The sequence below is a fragment of the Catenulispora rubra genome, assembly GCF_015356825.1.
GTDB classification, from domain to species: domain Bacteria; phylum Actinomycetota; class Actinomycetes; order Streptomycetales; family Catenulisporaceae; genus Catenulispora; species Catenulispora rubra.
Window position 1 is genome coordinate 39,413 of sequence record NZ_JAACYW010000045.1, and the last position, 16,770, is coordinate 56,182.

Consider the following 16,770-nt stretch of genomic DNA (forward strand, 5'->3'; position numbering starts at 1 on the left):
GTTCGCCGATGCTACCGATCAAGCATCCGATCGATGTGCTCCGGCTCGAAGCCGTATGTCATGGCCTCCAGCAGCGCGTCTATCCGGTACAGGTCGTTGGATCGTCCGAGGACACGCCCGATGGTCCGCGATCCGGCGGCCGCCTCGACGCCCTCTGCGATGGTGGCCACCGTGCCTTCGATGACCCGGACCACGGCGTGCCTGATTTCGGCCGGACTCGCGCGGTGGGACAGAACTGTCGCCAGGCAGCCCTTTTTGACGCCGTCGTGCGGATCGGTGACACGCGTGAGCCCGAGATCCGACAGATCGCCGTTCTGCCCGCGCAGATAGACGACCACGAAGTTGTGCCAATGATCGGCCAGCTCCTGGCCGATCGTTTCGACGGGAGCACGGACCATCTCGTCCAGCATCGCGTCGAACGTGTCGCCACAGCATGCGGCCAGGTACGAGATGGTCGAGGTGATGGGAATCCGGTAGAGCGCGAAGGCCGGCAGGCCGGAGCCTGTAGCCCATTCGATCTCATCGAGCCCGCGGTCCGGCCAGAGCTTCAACGGCCCGTAGAAAAGCTGGCCCCCGTCGCGACCGAGCTGGTGATCCACGAACAACCGCATGACCCGCCACCCCTCGCACCAGCAGTAGGGCAATGGCTTCATCGTACGCGCGACATCGGGCTCTGATGAGGCAGGAAACCCCTGTCCTGCTCCCTGTCCTACCAACGTGCTCGACATCCCCGATCCGGACGAGACCGCCGAGACCGCCGAGGTCCTTGGGCTGCCGGTCATTGATCGTGTCAACGTTCGTGGTTTGGTGGAGCCGACACATCCGCGCCTATTCGCTCCGGGCGTTCTTCGCCCCGCTCTCATGGCGGGCCTGCTTGACCTCGCGGGCCAGGGTCCACGGGTCCGCGAGCGGGCCCAGGTGGCCGAGCTTGTCGGGGTTGACCACCGAGCGGATCATCTGGATCCGGCCGTCGAGCACGTCGAGGACCAGCGTGCCGGCCACGTTGCCGTCCCGGTCGCGCAGGATGGCACCCGGCTGGCCGTTCACTTCGTGCGGTTCCACGCGGGCGATGCGGGAGATCGCGGGGAAGACCCCGGCGAGCAGCCGGGCCACGTTGTCGGCGCCGATGACGCTGCGCGCGAGCGCGGGCGCCTTGCCGCCGGCGTCGCCGACCAGCTGGACGTCCGCGGCCAGCAGGTCCCTAAGCGCGCCGACATCGCCGTCCCGCAGGGCGTCGAAGAACCGTGCGGACAGTTCCTCGCGCTCCTTCTGGTCCGCTTCGAAGCGGGGGCGGCCCAGGTCCATGTGCCGGCGCGCCCGCACCGCGAGCTGGCGGCACGCCGCCTCCGAGCGTCCGACGGAGTTCGCGATTTCGGGGAAGCCGAACCCGAACACCTCCCGCAGCACGAACACCGCCCGCTCCAGCGGGGACAGCCGCTCCAGCAGCAGCAAGGCCGCCATGGACACCGAGTCCGCCAGCTCCGCCGAACGCTCAGGGTCCTGATATGGGTCGGACAGCAAAGGCTCGGGGAACCAGGGCCCGACGTACGCCTCCCGCCGCACCCGGGCCGAACGCAGCACGTCGATCGAGGCCCGCGTGACCAGAGCGGACAGGAACGCCTTGGTCGAGGTGGGCACCGTCGCCGAGGCCATGTAGCGCAGCCAGGTGTCCTGGACCGTGTCCTCGGCCTCGGTCACGCTGCCCAGGATCCGGTAGGCGATGGAGAACAGCAGCGGCCGAAGCTCCTGGAACTCCTCGGCCCGCGCTGTGGCGGAGGTGCTCACGCCAACTCCTTCTCGAATCCCTGCCGCCACGACGGATACCGCAGCTGCCAGCCCAGTTCCCGCTTCGCCTTGGCGTTGGAGAAGCCGCGCCCCTCGACCATCATCCCCACCGCCATCTCCCCGGCCAACAGCCGGGCGAGCCACGCCGGCAGCCGCCGCGGCGGCTTGGCCCCCACGCACTGCGCGAGGTACGGCAGCCACTCGCTCACGGCGGCCGGCTCGTCGTCGACGATGTTGAACACGCCGGTCGCCCGCTGCTCCACCGCCAGCACGGTCGCGGCGGCGGCGTCGTCCAGATGCACCCACGACGAGTAGCCGGTCCCGCCCCCGATGATCGGGAGCAGCCGCTTACGGACCAACGCGACCTGCTTGTCGTTGGCACCCGGCCCGTAGAACCCGCCGTAGCGCAGCACGGCGCCGCCGGCTTTGACGACGGCTTCTTCCAAGTGGACCAACGCCTTCGTGCCCTCCGTGACCTCCAGCGGATCGTCCTCGGTCTTGACCCGTCCGCCCTGCCGGACCCCGTTGAAACTGCCGTGGCTCTGCGCCACGACGTGACCCACCCCGACCGCCTCGGCCGCAGCCAGCAGATGGTCCATCCCCTCGGTCCGCAGCCGGTTGGTGGCCGCGAAGAACCGGTCGGCCTTGCGGGGGTTGAGCTTGCCGGCGTGCGTCTGGGACAGTCCGGTCATCTGGTTCACGATCACGTCCGGCCGCGCCGTGGCGACTGCCTCACCCACCGACGCCGCGTCCAGGCCGTCCATCACGAGGCCCTCCGCGCCCAGCCGCGTCAGCAGGTCCAGCTTGGCCGCACCGGTCGTGGTCGCCGTCACCTGATGCCCCCGGGCCACCAACTGCGGCAGCAGCCGCTGCCCCAGTACTCCGGTACCGCCCGCCACGAATACTCGCATGGTGTCACCCTCCTGGTCTCGGACCCTCTCTCACGACCGGAGTCGAGATAGCGGCGCCGGTAGTGACATCCCAGACGGAGGTTCAGTCGTCGGCGGCTTCGACCGCGTCGGCGATGGGTTCGAGCCCGGCGATCAGTTCGTCGAGTTCGTCTGGGCTGAGCACGTCGTACGCGGGTGCCGCCAGGTCGTCGGTGAGGGCTTCGACCAGCTGCCTGGTCGCCCGGCCGCTGTCGGTGAACCCGCCGGCGGCGTCCACCAGGCCGCGCCCGCGAAGGCCGTCGAGGACGGCGGCCAGCTGTGCCTTGGGCAGGTGGTGCAGCCGGCCGAACTCCTCGGCCCTCATCCCGAGGGCGAGTGCGAGCAGGACGTGGGCCTCGGTGCCGCCGACGCCGTGGGCCAGGAGGGCGGCGTTGTGGCCGTCCCCGCGATGTTCGCGCAGCAGCGTCGCGGCGTGCCAAAGCCTGGCGATCGGTTCCTCGGGTACGGCGAGCGTCCGGAGTCCGGCGTACAGGGCCCGGCCCTCGGTCGGCGCGCTGACCGCCGCCCGGGTGGCGAGGTCGGTGATCCGCACCAGATCGGGGGCGTCCGCGAGCTGTCCGATCCGCTGCCGCAGCGCGGCGGCGCTGCCCCGCTCGCGTACGGCGATGGCCTCCTGCGGGGTGGTCTTGCCCCAGACCCAGGGGATGTGGCGTGCCACCTCGCCCTCGGCGAAGTTGTAGAAGACCGCGTGTACCACCTCGGCCGGTGCCGACCCCAGCGGCGCCGCCCGGCCCGCGAAGTAGCCGTCCCAGTAGTTGCGCATGCCCAAGGCCAGGAACCCCTCGTTCGGCACCTCGGAGAAGGTGACGGTGCCGATCGGCTCGATGAGCTCGGACATGCGGTGGATCTTGGTCTGCGGGTGCGGCATCGGTCGTCTCCTGTGGTCCCGGCGCCCTCGCGGGCGGCCTCTCACACAGGCTACGAACGGCGTGGCGCGGATCCGACAACCGCGATCGATCGGATTCCGGCGTGGCCGGTCCGGCTCGCGGTCTCCGGGATCTTGACTATCCCGGAGACCGCGGGTCGCATGCAGGCTGTGGCCGCGTTCCGTCCGCCTACTCCGGCTGCGGCGGCTGTCCCAGAAGGTTGCCCGCGGCATCGTAGGCCCAGATCTTGACAACGGGCGCCAGTCTCGACGGGGTGGTGCCGGTCGGCAGGATCGCGTAGTAGCCGACCCAGTCCTTCAGCCCGTCCACTTCGACGATCGTGGCCGTGTAGTGCTTGCCGTCATTGGCGATGACGTCGATCAGGCTGGGCACCTGGGCACCGTGGAATCCGCCCACGAGGATCATGCCGGCCGGGGTCCAGTCCACGCTCGAAGTGATCGACGGGGAGTGCAGGACGAGGTTGGGGCCGGCGCCGAACTGCTCGGCCTGGGCGACGGTGAACGAATGGCCGTCGGCGACGATGGTCTGCGTGCTGCTCGTCACGTGCTGGACCGGCGACACGGTGAGCGCGCCGGCGGACGTCCCCGAACCCGTATGCCCGGCAGAGCCGCTGCCGGCCGTGGTCACCGTGGAGCCCGGCCCACCCGCACCCGCGGACGCGGCCACCGTCGTCACGCCGGCCCCGATCGCGATGACCGCCAGCGCGCTGCCCGCGATCCCGAGGGCTCGGGCGCGCGAGCGCCGCCGTACGCCCGCGAGCACGTCGGCCGGTGAGAACGGCGGGTTCGCCCCCGGCCCCGGTGCCGTGCGGAGGTTCATCAACGTCGTGAGATGTTCTTCGAATTTCTCGTCCATGTGTACTCTCCCTGTAGGGATTCGGATAGGGATTCGGACAGTGATTCGGACAGTGATTCGGACTCACCCGGCCATCGGCAGCGGTACGAGCTCAGGCATCTCGCGAAGCCGGTTCAGGGCCCGCGACAACGTGCTCTTCACCGTGCCCACCGCTATCCCGAGCTCGGCGGCGATCGCCGGTTCGGTCAGGTCGCAGTAGAACCGCAGGACCACCACCTGGCGTTCACGCCTGGTGAGCGCGGCCAGCGCGGCCAGCATCGCGACCCGCAGCGCGTGGTCGTCGGCCGGGTCGGACCGGTCGGCGGCCTCCGGCAGCCGCTCGGTCAGCACCTCCCTGGGCCGCTTGCGGCGCCACCAGTCGTTCTGGTGGTTGATCATGACGCGCCGGGTGTAGCCGACGGGGTCGTCGCCTCCGATCCGCCGCCAATGGGGATAGACCTTGATCAGTGCGGCCTGCACCAGATCAGGCGCGTCGTGGGGGCTGCCGGTCAGCAACTCGGCCACATGGATCAGCCGCGGCGTGTTGGCCGCCACGAACGCGGTGAACCCGGCGTCGTCGCGCTCCCTTGTCGATTGCCTCACACCCCTACCGAACGTGTTCGAGGCGTCGAAAGGTTCTGTCCGGTCGCAAACCGGTCACCGAGCTTGGGACTGCTCGCCGTGGGGCGGGACGGCGGTGGCCACGGCCCAGTCCACCAACGGCAGAAGCAGGCGGGCCGCCCTGCGTCCCTGCTCCGTCAGGCTGTAGTCGACCCGGGGCGGGACCACCGGATGGGCCTCGCGAGCGACCAGGCCGTCGGCCTCCAGCGTCCGCAGAGTCTGGGCCAGCATCTTCTCGGTCACGCCGGTGAGCAGACGGCGGATCTCGCCCCAGCGCATCGTGCCGTCGGAGAGCGCGACGAGTACGAGGACACCCCACCGGCTGGTCACGCGTTCCAGCAGCGCTCGGGCGGGGCAGTTCGGATCGACGACGCCGCTGAGTCTGCGTTCCGCGACTAAGGGCTCTACCTCGATACTTTCCCTCACGCTAGTACCGTACTTCAGAGTGCGTACCCGTGAACGGGAAAGTCTGGTCGACGTCGCTTGTTGAACGTGGCGTACCTGCCGGCGAGAAAGGAGCACTCGTGTTCTCGAACAGACAGAGTTATGACGTGACGGTGCGATCGAAGGCCCCTGTGCCCGTCATCTGGGCGCTACTGCTGGACGCGGCCAGCTGGCCGGTCTGGTCGTGTGTCGACAGCCTGGAGCGTGAGCGGTCCGTCGGGCTCGACCCGGAGGGCCGGGACGGCGTCGGTGCGGTTCGCGCGTTCCGCACCGGGCGAATGGTCACCGGGGAGCGCCTCACGTCGGTGGACTCGGAGAGGCGTCTGGCATATGAGGATGCTTTCAACCCCGTGATGCGCGACTACCAGGCCGAGATCGAGGTTGAGCCGGCCCCTGATGGAGGCACGTCCGTCCACTGGCATGGCGTCTACTCGACACGCTGGGGGCTCGGCTGGTACATGGGGCCCTACCTTCAGCGGTACATGCAGAAGATGGCCGACGGCCTCGCGGCCCATGCCGATACGCTCGCCGAACCCTGACTCGGATCAAGGGCCGGATTCATCCGGCCCCGCCGCGGGTCCGGGCGACGAGCCGGGCCTCGATGTTCCGCAGGGTCGAGATCGCGGCGTCGATCTCGTCGGAATCGGCCACCGTCTCTTCGAGAAGGTGGCTCCAGGCCGTGCGCAGCCGTTGCAGGTTCTCCTGCGCCTTGTCGGTGGGAAAGAGCAGCACGCGCCGCGCGTCCTGGCGATCGACGTCGCGTCGCACATAGCCCGCCGTCTCCAGGTTCCGCACCGCGCGGCTGAAGTTGCTGGAGATCAGCTGGGTGGCCTCGGCCGCCGCGCTGGCCGTGGTGCCCGGGTGCCGGTCGATGTAGCGCATCACCGCCCCCTCCATCGGCGTCCCCGACTCCGCCGCGGCCTCCTTGGACGCCTGGATGTGGCGGCCCACCGCCAGAATCAGGTCGGCGAGCTCGAACAGCCGCGAAGTCTGCTCCTCGTCCATCCGCCCGGACCTCCGTCATCGCCGCGTGATTGCTATCAATTGACAGCGAATTCTGCCGCGCGCTAGCTTTGCTGTCAATCGATAAGCATCGAAGCGAGTGGCTGTCGAACCAGCCGCCGGCGCCGATGGAAAGGGCGACCACCATGACTCTCATCGCCATCGAAGAACACTGGATCATGCCGGAGCTCACCTCCGCCCTCAAAGCCCTGCCCCGGCCGGACGAGAGCCTCGCCTTCAACGAGATGGCCGACCACCGGCAGCGGCTGGAGGACCTGGGGGACGGCCGGATCGCCGCGATGGACGAGCAGGGCATCGACGTCTCGATCCTGGCCCTGACCCCGCCCGGGACGCATCCGCTGCCGCCCGATCAGGCCCTGCGGCTGAGCCGCGCCGCCAACGACACGGCCATCGAGGCCGTCGCCAAGCACCCGACCCGGCTCCGGGCGTTGTCGACCCTGCCGATGTCCGCCCCCGAGCACGTCGCCGACGAACTCGCCCGCGCCGCCGGACAGGGCCACGTCGGCACCATGGTCTACGGCCGCTGCGGCGAGCGCTTCCTCGACGATCCGGTCTACGAGGACTTCTTCACCGCCGCCGCGCACCTCCGTCAGCCGGTCTTCATCCACCCCCAGATCCCCTCCGACGCCGTCCGCGACGCCTCCTACCGCGGCTTCGACGCCCTCACCGACCTCGGCCTGGCCACCTTCGGATGGGGCTGGCACCTCGACACCGCCACCGCCGCCCTCCGGCTCATCCTGTCCGGCACCTTCGACCGGAACCCGGAGCTGCAGATCGTGCTCGGCCACTGGGGCGAGATGCTCCTGTTCTGGCTCGACCGCGCCGACAGCCTCGCGCGCATCGCCGGCTTGCAACACCCCGTCACGCACTACATCCGCACGAACTTCCACATCACCGCCTCCGGCATGCTCAACCCGGCGCTCCTGCAGCACGCCCTGTCGGTCACCACCATCGACCGGCTCACCTTCTCCACCGACTACCCCTTCCAACACCCCACCCGGGACGAGATCACCACGTTCCTCACCCACTTCGCCACCGACGAGGACCGGCAGAAGTTCACCGCCACCAACGCGGCAACCCTCTACGGACTCGAACTCTGACTCGAACTCTGACTCGAACTCTGACTCGAACTCTGACTCGAACTCTGACCGGAACTCTGACCGGTGCGAAACGTTGATCTACGTGTGTCGGGGATGCCCCGGCGGTAGGGAGGATAGTGCGCGTGCGCAGACGGACGTTGGCATGGGGCGCCGCCGTGGGGGTGGCCGCCGTCATCGGCGCATCGCTTCTGGCGGCCGCCGGCTCGAGCGCGCCGGTGCGCACCGAAGTCCTCAGGATCACCGGGACGCCGGACCCGGACGGCTCACCGGTGACCCTGGACGCGACCCTGTACCTGCCCGCTGGAGCCTCGGCGGGCAAGCCCGCCCCGGCCGTCGTCCTGGCCCACGGATTCGGCGGCAGCAAGACCGACGAGGACGCGGACGCGCGCTACCTGGCGCAACACGGCTATGTCGCGCTCGCCTACTCGGCGCGGGGATTCGGCGCCTCCGGCGGGCACATCGCCGTGGACTCGCCCGACTACGAGGTGCGCGACGCCTCGAAGATCGTCGACCTGCTCGCCACCCTGCCCGCGGTCCTGCGGGACGGCCCCGGCGACCCGCAGGTCGGATTCACCGGCCCGTCCTACGGCGGCGCACTGACGCTGCTCGCGGCCGGCTACGACCACCGCATCGACGCGATCGCACCGCTGATCACCTGGAACGACCTGAACCAGGCGCTGTTCCCGCAATCGGCGACGGGCCCGGGAGCCACGGACGCCGGAGTGTTCAAGAAGCTGTGGTCCGGGGAGTTCTTCGGCTCCGGCAGCGCGCCGGCCCCCGGGCAGGCGCCGACGGTCTGCGGCCGGTTCACCAGCGCGGCCTGCGCGGCGTTTCAGCGAAGCGCGGCGACCGGCGACGCCTCACCGTCGCTGCGCGCGCTGCTCGCCGCGTCCAGCCCGGCCGCGGTGACCTCGCGGATCAAGGCGCCGACGCTGGTGGTCCAGGGTGAGAACGACTCGCTGTTCCCGCTCGGCGAAGGCGACGCCAACGCCCGCCAGATCGCGGCGACCGGCACGCCCGTCAAGGAGGTCTGGTACAGCGGCGGCCACGACAGCTCCTCGGACGTCGAGTCCGGACGTCTCCGGGCACTGACGCTGTCCTGGTTCGACCGCTACCTCAAGCACGACGGCTCCGCGCAGAACACCGCGTTCGAGTTCACGCGCACCGGGACCTCGCTCTCGGTCCAGAACTCCGCGCCGCGCTCCTCGGTGGTGACCGCCTCCGGACCGGCGACGACGACCTCCGTTCCGCTGAGCGGCCCGGAGCAGACCGTCGTCTCGCCGGCCGGGGGAAACCCGTCGGAGATCACCAGCCTGCCCGGACTCGGCGCGGTGCTCTCCCAGCTCGGCCCCGCCGCGAACCTGCCCGCCCCGGCCGGACAGCAGGCGGTCTTCGCCGGTCCCACCCTGGACCGGACAGTCCACCTCGTCGGCGCGCCGACCGTCTCGCTCACCGTCGCCACCGACGCGCCCGACGCGACCCTGTTCGCAAAGCTCTACGACACCGCCACGGACGGCTCGGGAACGGTCCTGCCGAACCAGCTCCTCGCACCGATCCGTGTGGCCGGGTCCCCCTCCGGCACCACGGTCCGGGTCACGCTGCCGGAGGTCGTGCACGATTTCGCCGCCGGCCACCGACTGACGCTGGTCGTCTCCACCACCGATCTGGCGTATCAGACCCCTGCCACAGCCCGCACCTACCGCGTCGCACTCGCCGACGGCGGCAAGCTCACGGTCCCCTCGGTGGCGGGCAGGGCCACCGGCGGCGGCTCGGTGACGGTCTGGGTGCTCGGCGCCGCCACCGCACTCGCCGTCGGCGGCGTCATGGCCGTCGCCGCACTCTGGTACGTCCGTCGCCGCAACCAGGCCCGCGACGCCGACGTCGATCCGCAGCTGGCCGACGTCCCGGTCGTCCTGTCCCATCTCGGCAAGGCCTACGGCGACGGTTTCCGCGCCGTCACCGACCTGTCCCTGCGCGTCGAGCGCGGCCAGGTCCTGGGCCTGCTCGGCCCCAACGGCGCCGGCAAGACGACGGCGCTGCGCATGCTCATGGGCCTGATCCACCCCACCGAGGGCGAGATCCGGGTGTTCGGCCACCGGATCACCCCGGGCGCGCCGGTGCTGTCCCGGATCGGCGCGTTCATCGAAGGACCCGGATTCCTGCCGCACCTGTCCGGCCGGGAGAACCTCGAACTGGCCTGGGCCGCCACCGGACGCCCGGCCGGCGACGCCGACCTGGACGCCGCCCTGGAACTGGCCGGGCTGGGGGAGAGCGTCGAACGCAAGGTCAAGGCCTACAGCCAGGGCATGCGCCAGCGCCTCGCCGTCGCGCAGGCCATGCTCGGGCTGCCCGATCTGCTGGTCCTGGACGAACCGACCAACGGCCTGGACCCGCCGCAGATCCGCGAGATGCGCGACGCGCTGCGCCGCTACGCCGCCACCGGACGCACCGTCGTCGTCTCCAGCCACCTGCTCGCCGAGGTCGAGCAGACCTGCACGCACGCCGTGGTCATGGCCCGCGGGCGGCTGCTGGCGCAGGGGTCGGTCGAGCAGCTGCTGGTCGCCGCCGCCTCGGTCGCCGTCGACGTCGGCGCGGGACAGTCGCAGCGGGCGGAGAAGGTGCTGGCGGGCCTGCCGGGCGTGAGCGAGGTGTCCGCCGACGGCGACCGGCTCACCGTCCGGCTGGAGGGCGTCCGGCCCGCGGCCGCCGTCGCGGCGCTCGTCGGCGCGGGCCTGGCGGTCGACCGCATCGCGCCGCACAACCGGCTCGAAGACGTGTTCCTGAACCTGTTGGAGGGCGACCGTGTCTGACGTGCGAATCCCCGAGGCCTCGACCCGACCGGGGGAGCACACCCGGCTCGAGGCCGCGGCCGCCCCGGCGCTCGCCGTGGCCCCGTCCGGCGCCGCGCCGGGCTTCGACCCGCGCCGTACGCTGCCGCTCAAGGTCGAGCTGCGCCGCCAGCTCAAACGCCGTCGCACCCAGGTGGCCTTCGGACTGCTGGCCGCGCTGCCGCTGATCCTCGCCGCCGCCTTCAAACTCGGTTCCCCCACCAGCGGACGCGGCCCGGGCGCCCCGATCGATCTCGCCGATCTGGCCACCGTCGGCGCGCCCAACTTCACCTTGTTCACGCTGTTCGCCACGTCCGGGATCGCGCTGTCCCTGATGGTCGCGCTGTTCACCGGGGACACCGTCGCCAGCGAGGCGAGCTGGTCGAGCCTGCGCTACCTGCTGGCGACGCCGATTCCCCGCTCGCGTCTGCTGCGCCAGAAACTGATCGTCGCGCTGGGGCTGTCCGCCGCGGCGCTCGTCGTGCTGCCGACGGTCGCGCTGCTGTCCGGGTGGGCGGTCTTCGGCTGGGCCCCGGCCCGCTCTCCGCTGGGCACCTCGCTGGCGACTGGCCCGGCGCTGGTGCACCTCGCCATCGTGATCGGCTACCTGGCCCTGTCGCTGTTGTTCGTCGCAGCGCTCGGATTCGCTCTGAGCACGCACACCGACACCCCGCTGGGCGCGGTCGGCGGCACCGTGATGCTGGTGATCCTGTCCGACATCCTCGACAGCGTCACGGCCCTGGGCGGCGCCCGCGCCTTCCTGCCGACGCACTACTCCTACGCCTGGCTCGACGCCTTGAGCCCGACCGTCAGCTGGGACGGGATGGTCCGTGGCGTCGTGTCGTCGTTCGCCTACAGCCTCGTCTTCTTCGCGCTGGCCTGGCGCAGGTTCCTGCGCAAGGACATCACGAGCTAGGACATCACGAGCTGGGAGCGTGGGTCGGCGATGACCGAGTCCGGCCGCTTACAGGCACCCCCACCAGCGCTGTAAGCATCCGGTAAGGCAGCGGAGCCTAGGGTCCGGATCGCTCCCGTGGGACGGGACACCTAGGAGGGACTCATGGACAAGATCAGCGGATTCCTGCTCCGGCATCGTGGGCTGGTGGGGCTCGCCTGGCTGGTGATCACCGTCGTCGGCGTGGTGCTGGCGCCTTCGGTCTCGGGCCGCCTGCAATCCGGCGTGCACGTGAACACCGCCGCCTACAACGCCAACGTACAGATCGCCAAGCAGTACGGCGGGGTGACGGAGAACCCCGGCGTGCTCGTGCTCAACCTGCCGGCCGGGCAGACGGTGGCCTCGCCGCAGACCGCGACCGAACTGCGCGCCGTCGACGCGGCGCTGGCCAAGGCCGCCCCGGACATGCGCACCGTCTCCTACGCCGCGACCGGCAGCCCGGCGCTGGTCGGGACCGGCGGGACCAGCACCATCGTGCTGGCCTACCCGCCGCACCAGGGGGACGACGTCAGCACGACCGTCGTCGACCAGCTGACCGCCGCCGCGAAGGCCGCCGCGCCCGGGCTGACGATCCACGGGACCAGCGAGAAGGCGCTGGAGGCCGGCAACCAGTCCTCCGGCGGCAACTCCAGCGTCCTGGGCGAGCTGCTCATCGGGGCGATCGGCGCGCTGGTGGTGCTGGCCTGGGTGTTCGGGTCGTTCCTGGCGTTCCTGCCGCTCATCATGGCCCTGATCTCGGTGCTGACGATGCAGCTGCTCATCTACGCCCTGACCTACGTGATGCCGGCCTCCTCACCGATCGCACCCGCCGTGCAGTACATCGTCGCGCTGCTGGGCCTGGGGCTGTCGATCGACTACTCGCTGCTGGTGGTCAACCGCTGGCGCGAGGAGCGCGCCGCCGGGCGTCCCAACGACGAGGCCGTGCGGGTGGCGATGCGGCGGGCCGGGCACTCGGTGTGGTTCAGCGGGATCGTCGCCTCGCTCGGCCTGTTCGCGCTCACCGTCGTCCCCAACTCGCTGGTGCGCGGGATCGGCGTCTCAGGGCTGTTCATCCCCTCGACCGCCACGCTGGTCGCGCTGACGCTGCTGCCGGTCGTGCTGTCGAAGATCGGGCCGCGCGTGGACTGGCCGCGGCGCCGGAAGTCGGGGAGCGCCAGCCGGTTCTGGAGCGCGTGGTCGCACGGCGTCATCAAGCACCGGGTGGCCGCGGCCGTGCTCGGCCTGGGCATCCTCGGCGCGCTGGCCGGGACCGCGGCGACGATCAACATCGCGCAGCCCACGACCGGCGCGCTGGCCTCGTCCGGCGCGTACACCGACGGCCTGCACGCCCTGACCGCCGACGGATTCCCCAGCGGCGCGCTCACCGCGGTCCCGACCTGGGTCCCGGACGCCACGCGGGCGCCGTCGATCGTGACGTCGCTGGACCACGTGAGCAGCCTGTACGGGGCGGTGACGGCGGCCGGTCCGGGCTGGAGCCCCGGCGGCTCCGCGATCGTCGTGGCGATCCCGTGGCACGAGGTCGGTACCGCGCAGGCGGGAACCTCGCTGGCCGACATCCGGACCACGGTGCCGCCCGGAACGCTGACCGGCGGCGACGCGGCGTTCGAGACCGACCTGGTGAACTCCACCTATAACTCCTTCCCGCTGCTGTTCGGGATCGTCGCGGTGGTGACGTTCCTGCTGCTGGCCCGCGGGCTGAAGTCGATCCTGCTGCCGGCCAAGGCGGTGCTGCTCAACATGCTGTCGGTGGCCGCCTCCTACGGGCTGCTGGTGCTGGTGTTCCAGCACGGCCTCGGCATGCACGCGCTGTGGGGCACGAACTCCTACGGCTCGATCGACCGGCTGGCCCCGGTGCTGATCTTCGGGTTCCTGTTCGGGGTCTCGATGGACTACGAGGTCTTCATCCTGGCCCGGGTCCGGGAGGGCTACGACCGCACCGGTTCGACGCGGGACGGGATCGTGGAAGGCGTCTCGCGGACCGGACGGCTGGTCACCAGCGCGGCGCTGATCCTGTTCTTCGCGCTGGCCGCGCTGTCCACGGCCAACGACATCACCGTGCGGCAGATCGCCGCCGGGCTGGCGGCCGGTGTCATCCTGGACGCGGTCGTGGTGCGGATGCTGCTGCTTCCGGCACTGGTGTCGCTGTTCGGGAAGGCCAACTGGTGGATGCCGGAGCGGGCCGCGCGGATCCTGCGGCTGCGCGCGTCCGAGACGACCGAGACGACCGGGACCACCGGGGCCTTCGAGCCTTCTTGGTCCGAGACTGAGCCCGAGCCCGAGCTGTCCGGGACCCCCACCGGAAAGGACTGATCCCGTGCGGATCCTGGTAGTCGAGGACGAGCCGGCCATGGCCGAGTCCCTCACCTGGGGCCTGGAACAGGAAGGCTACGTCGTCGTCGTGGCGGCGACCGGGGAGACCGGGCTGTGGCTGGCCGAACAGGCCGCCCCGGACGTGATCATCCTCGATGTGATGCTCCCCGGTCTGAACGGCTACCAGGTCTGCGAACGACTCAGGAAGAACGGCGTCTGGACTCCGATCCTGATGCTGACCGCGATGGACGACGATCTGGACCAGGCTGAAGGGCTCGACATCGGCGCGGACGACTACCTGACCAAGCCGTTCTCCTACCCGGTCCTGCTCGCGCACATCCGGGCCCTGACCCGCCGCGGCCTGCGCGAGCGGCCGGCGGTCCTGACCGCCGCCGGCCTCACCCTGGACCCCGGCAGCCGCTCGGTGGCGCGCGACGGCGTCGCTGTGGACCTCCCCGCGCGCGAAGTGGCGGTCCTGGAGTACCTGATGCGCAGCCAGGGGCGCGTCGTGTCGAAGACCGAACTGCTGGACCACTGCTGGGACGCCGCGTACGACGGCGGCCCGGCGGTGGTCGAGGTCGCCGTCCACCGGCTGCGCCGGAAGATCGACCCGCCGGGCGGGCCGCCGGTGATCACGACGCTGCGCGGCGAGGGATACCTGATACGAGCACAGGACGACCGATCATGACGACATGGAGGTCCCGGTTGCGCGCGTTGCGCACCATGCGCGCCCGGGTGACGATCGTGGCCGGTTCGGCCATCACGGCCGGAGTCGTGGCCGGCATGCTGCTGATGTACCTGCTGCAGATGAACTCGGTCCGCAGTACCATCGACGGCCAGCTGCGGACTTACGCCGCGCAGATCGAGCAGGCCGGCCAGTCGGGCACCTGGCCGCACCCACTGCCGCCCTCCACTATCGACCCGAACGCCGCGGCCCAGGTGATCGACACACAGGGGCACGTCCTGGCCGCCACCGCGACGCTGTCCGGCCAGCCGGTCCTCTACAGCCTCGCCCCCGGCTCCGACGCGCCGACCCGGCTGCCGGCAGCGGACGGCCGGCTCCCCGGCGAGGTCCGCACCTACGGGACCTGGGCCACCGTCGCCGGCCGGCCGGTGAGCATCATCACGGGCACCGGCACGGGACTGCTGAACCAGGTCAACGAACAGTCGGCACACGGCCTGCTCTTCGGGACCCCCATCCTCCTGCTGCTGGCCGGCGGTACCGTCTGGCTCATCACCGGCAGGGCTCTGCGACCGGTCGAGGAGATCCGCCACGCCGTCACCGAGATCACGTCCGCCGACCTGACCCGGCGGGTGCCGGAGCCGGGAACGGACGACGAGATCGGCAACCTGGCCGTCACGATGAACGACATGCTCGCGCGGCTGGACGAGTCCGCGCGGCGCCAGCGGCGGTTCGTCGCCGACGCCTCGCACGAGCTGCGCAGCCCGCTGGCCGCGATCCGGACCACGCTGGAGGTCGGCCTCGCGCATCCCGACGCCGCACCGTGGCCGACGATCGCGCAGCGAGCCGTGCAGCAGGCCGGGCGGCTGGAGGACCTCACGCAGCAGCTGCTCATGCTGGCCAAGGCCGACGACCGGCAGCTGGCGGCCGCGGCCAGGCCGGTCGACATCGCACGGCTGCTGAACGACATCCGCGCCACGACCACGACCACGAGCGAGGGCGCGCGTATCGACATCGCCGTCACCGCGGACCCGGGCAGCATGGTCGGCGACCCGGATCATCTGGAACGCGCGTTCCGCAACGTCATCGACAACGCCGTCCGGTATGCGCGCAGCGTCGTCGATATCACCGGTGAGGTCGAAGAAGGCGGCATACGGGTCCTGATCGACGACGACGGACCGGGAATCCCCGTCGAAGACCGCGAGCGGGTTTTCAGCCGCTTCGTCCGACTCGACGACAGCCGAGACCGCCACACCGGAAACTCAGGCCTCGGTCTCGCCATCGCCCGCGAGATCGTGACCGCCCACCACGGCCGAATCGCCGTCAGCGACAGCCCGCGAGGTGGGACGCGCGTTACCGTCGAACTTCCGCAGAAGCCTGATGAGGACTCGAGGCTCGTGGACTAAGCGCGTGGACTAAGCCCGTGGACTAAGAGCGACCGAGGATAGGCGTGGAGTGCGTTGTTGGTATCTCAGGGATTTGACAGGCAGGCACGGACCTGATGGTTTCGGAGTTCTCTACGCTTCGTAACCGTCGGAGCGCCCGTGCCTGCCATGCCATCATCTCTTCTCGACCCCCTGTGGGACCAGTTCTCGGCGCTGCTACCCGACCGTCCCGAGTTCGATCCGAACCACCCTCTGGGCTGCCACAAGCGTCGGATACCTGATGAGATGGTGTTCCGGCTGGTCGTCGAGGCCTTGGTGCACGGCTCGGGCTACGAGCGGATCGCCGTCGAGGGCTGCTCGGACTGGACCATCCGCGACCGGGTCAAGACTTGGTCGGCGCTGGGCCTGACCCACGAGCTGCACCGCCTGGCCCTGGCCGCCTACGACCGGATGATCGGCCTGGATCTGGACGACCTGTCCGCCGACGGCTGCCACACCAAAGCGCCGGTCAAGGGCGACAAGGCCGGACGCTCGCCGGTGGATCGTGGTAAGCAAGGTCTGAAGCGCTCGACCCTGGTCGAGGCGCGGGGCGTGCCGCTGGGCATCGCCTCCGACGGCGCCAACCGCCACGACTCCAAGCTGCTCGAACCCACCATCGCCGCAGCCGAACAGCAACTCGGAGCGCTGCCGGCCAAGGCCCGGATCCACCTGGACTCCGCCTACAACGGCAAGCCGTGCCGGAAGGTCTTGGACGACCACGCCCTGGTCGGGGAGATCGCCGTCAAAGGCGTGCCCGCTCCGATCCAGGTCGGCAAGCGGTGGGTTGTCGAACGATCGCAGTGCGCCACGAGGCGCTCTGTTGTATCCCCAGTTCAGCTGGGAGGAACTTGGAAGGAGGTTCCTGGGCCAGATGACTTACCTGGATCCGAAAGGTGAAGGGGACAGCAGCATGTCAGGAAACCGGTG

General features: G+C 70.4%; 15 protein-coding genes and 1 pseudogene. 8 read left to right on the forward strand and 8 right to left on the reverse strand.

The genetic code is table 11. The annotated features are described in order from the left end of the window. Positions 1-11 precede the first annotated feature (11 nt). The 7 genes from GWK61_RS15545 to GWK61_RS15575 form a co-directional block, all read right to left on the reverse strand. The gene (locus GWK61_RS15545) at positions 12-611 is read right to left on the reverse strand and encodes a hypothetical protein (protein ID WP_194909079.1); all 600 of its coding nucleotides are present in this window, start codon (positions 609-611) and stop codon (positions 12-14) included. A gap of 217 nt (positions 612-828) precedes the next feature. Then, the gene (locus GWK61_RS15550) at positions 829-1,785 is read right to left on the reverse strand and encodes an RNA polymerase sigma-70 factor (RefSeq protein WP_194909080.1); all 957 of its coding nucleotides are present in this window, start codon (positions 1,783-1,785) and stop codon (positions 829-831) included. Next, positions 1,782-2,696: an NAD-dependent epimerase/dehydratase family protein gene (locus GWK61_RS15555; protein ID WP_194909081.1), complete on the reverse strand. Its 915-nt coding sequence runs from the start codon at positions 2,694-2,696 to the stop codon at positions 1,782-1,784. Before GWK61_RS15555 ends, GWK61_RS15550 begins: the two co-directional genes overlap by 4 nt. A gap of 82 nt (positions 2,697-2,778) precedes the next feature. After that, positions 2,779-3,603: an SCO6745 family protein gene (locus GWK61_RS15560; RefSeq protein ID WP_194909082.1), complete on the reverse strand. Its 825-nt coding sequence runs from the start codon at positions 3,601-3,603 to the stop codon at positions 2,779-2,781. A gap of 187 nt (positions 3,604-3,790) precedes the next feature. Beyond that, positions 3,791-4,477, reverse strand: coding sequence for a hypothetical protein (locus GWK61_RS15565; RefSeq protein ID WP_194909083.1), 687 nt, complete (start codon positions 4,475-4,477; stop codon positions 3,791-3,793). Positions 4,478-4,540: 63 nt separating this feature from the next. Then, entirely contained in the window at positions 4,541-5,059 is a 519-nt protein-coding gene (locus GWK61_RS15570; RefSeq protein ID WP_194909084.1) for a SigE family RNA polymerase sigma factor, read from the reverse strand. Between the two features lie 54 nt (positions 5,060-5,113). Further along, positions 5,114-5,503: a winged helix-turn-helix transcriptional regulator gene (locus GWK61_RS15575; protein ID WP_323747579.1), complete on the reverse strand. Its 390-nt coding sequence runs from the start codon at positions 5,501-5,503 to the stop codon at positions 5,114-5,116. A 98-nt stretch (positions 5,504-5,601) separates the two neighbouring features. Here GWK61_RS15575 and GWK61_RS15580 point away from each other — a divergent pair, with 98 nt between their 5' ends. Next, entirely contained in the window at positions 5,602-6,060 is a 459-nt protein-coding gene (locus tag GWK61_RS15580) for an SRPBCC family protein (RefSeq protein ID WP_194909097.1), read from the forward strand. Positions 6,061-6,079: 19 nt separating this feature from the next. On the opposite strand, the gene GWK61_RS15585 is transcribed toward GWK61_RS15580, so the two are convergent. After that, the gene (locus GWK61_RS15585; RefSeq protein WP_194909085.1) at positions 6,080-6,526 is read right to left on the reverse strand and encodes a MarR family winged helix-turn-helix transcriptional regulator; all 447 of its coding nucleotides are present in this window, start codon (positions 6,524-6,526) and stop codon (positions 6,080-6,082) included. 143 nt (positions 6,527-6,669) lie between these two features. Here GWK61_RS15585 and GWK61_RS15590 point away from each other — a divergent pair, with 143 nt between their 5' ends. The 7 genes and pseudogenes from GWK61_RS15590 to GWK61_RS15620 all read left to right on the forward strand — a co-directional run. Then, complete coding sequence (locus GWK61_RS15590) at positions 6,670-7,644, forward strand: amidohydrolase family protein (RefSeq protein ID WP_194909086.1); 975 nt, start codon at positions 6,670-6,672, stop codon at positions 7,642-7,644. A gap of 116 nt (positions 7,645-7,760) precedes the next feature. Beyond that, positions 7,761-10,454, forward strand: a complete 2,694-nt coding sequence (locus tag GWK61_RS15595) for an alpha/beta fold hydrolase (RefSeq protein WP_194909087.1) — start codon at positions 7,761-7,763, stop codon at positions 10,452-10,454. Position 10,455: 1 nt separating this feature from the next. Continuing rightward, positions 10,456-11,388, forward strand: a complete 933-nt coding sequence (locus GWK61_RS15600; RefSeq protein ID WP_438939769.1) for an ABC transporter permease — start codon at positions 10,456-10,458, stop codon at positions 11,386-11,388. Positions 11,389-11,532: 144 nt separating this feature from the next. Continuing rightward, positions 11,533-13,737 (forward strand): MMPL family transporter, encoded by a 2,205-nt coding sequence (locus tag GWK61_RS15605; RefSeq protein WP_194909089.1) that lies wholly within the window; start codon positions 11,533-11,535, stop codon positions 13,735-13,737. A 4-nt stretch (positions 13,738-13,741) separates the two neighbouring features. Continuing rightward, complete coding sequence (locus GWK61_RS15610; protein ID WP_194909090.1) at positions 13,742-14,425, forward strand: response regulator transcription factor; 684 nt, start codon at positions 13,742-13,744, stop codon at positions 14,423-14,425. Then, on the forward strand, positions 14,422-15,825 hold the full coding sequence (locus tag GWK61_RS15615) for a sensor histidine kinase (protein WP_194909091.1): 1,404 nt from the start codon (positions 14,422-14,424) through the stop codon (positions 15,823-15,825). Before GWK61_RS15610 ends, GWK61_RS15615 begins: the two co-directional genes overlap by 4 nt. Positions 15,826-15,963: 138 nt before the next feature. Beyond that, positions 15,964-16,644, forward strand: a pseudogene (locus tag GWK61_RS15620) (transposase); the annotation flags it as partial. Positions 16,645-16,770 lie beyond the last annotated feature (126 nt).

Excerpts from the sequence above, each read along its gene's own strand:
- GWK61_RS15545 (WP_194909079.1), bottom strand. The coding sequence starts at position 611 with ATGCGGTTGTTCGTGGATCACCAGCTCGGTCGCGACGGGGGCCAGCTT.
- GWK61_RS15555 (WP_194909081.1), bottom strand. The coding sequence starts at position 2,696 with ATGCGAGTATTCGTGGCGGGCGGTACCGGAGTACTGGGGCAGCGGCTG.
- GWK61_RS15560 (WP_194909082.1), bottom strand. The coding sequence starts at position 3,603 with ATGCCGCACCCGCAGACCAAGATCCACCGCATGTCCGAGCTCATCGAG.
- GWK61_RS15565 (WP_194909083.1), bottom strand. The coding sequence starts at position 4,477 with ATGGACGAGAAATTCGAAGAACATCTCACGACGTTGATGAACCTCCGC.
- GWK61_RS15585 (WP_194909085.1), bottom strand. The coding sequence starts at position 6,526 with ATGGACGAGGAGCAGACTTCGCGGCTGTTCGAGCTCGCCGACCTGATT.
- GWK61_RS15590 (WP_194909086.1), top strand. The coding sequence starts at position 6,670 with ATGACTCTCATCGCCATCGAAGAACACTGGATCATGCCGGAGCTCACC.
- GWK61_RS15605 (WP_194909089.1), top strand. The coding sequence starts at position 11,533 with ATGGACAAGATCAGCGGATTCCTGCTCCGGCATCGTGGGCTGGTGGGG.
- GWK61_RS15615 (WP_194909091.1), top strand. The coding sequence starts at position 14,422 with ATGACGACATGGAGGTCCCGGTTGCGCGCGTTGCGCACCATGCGCGCC.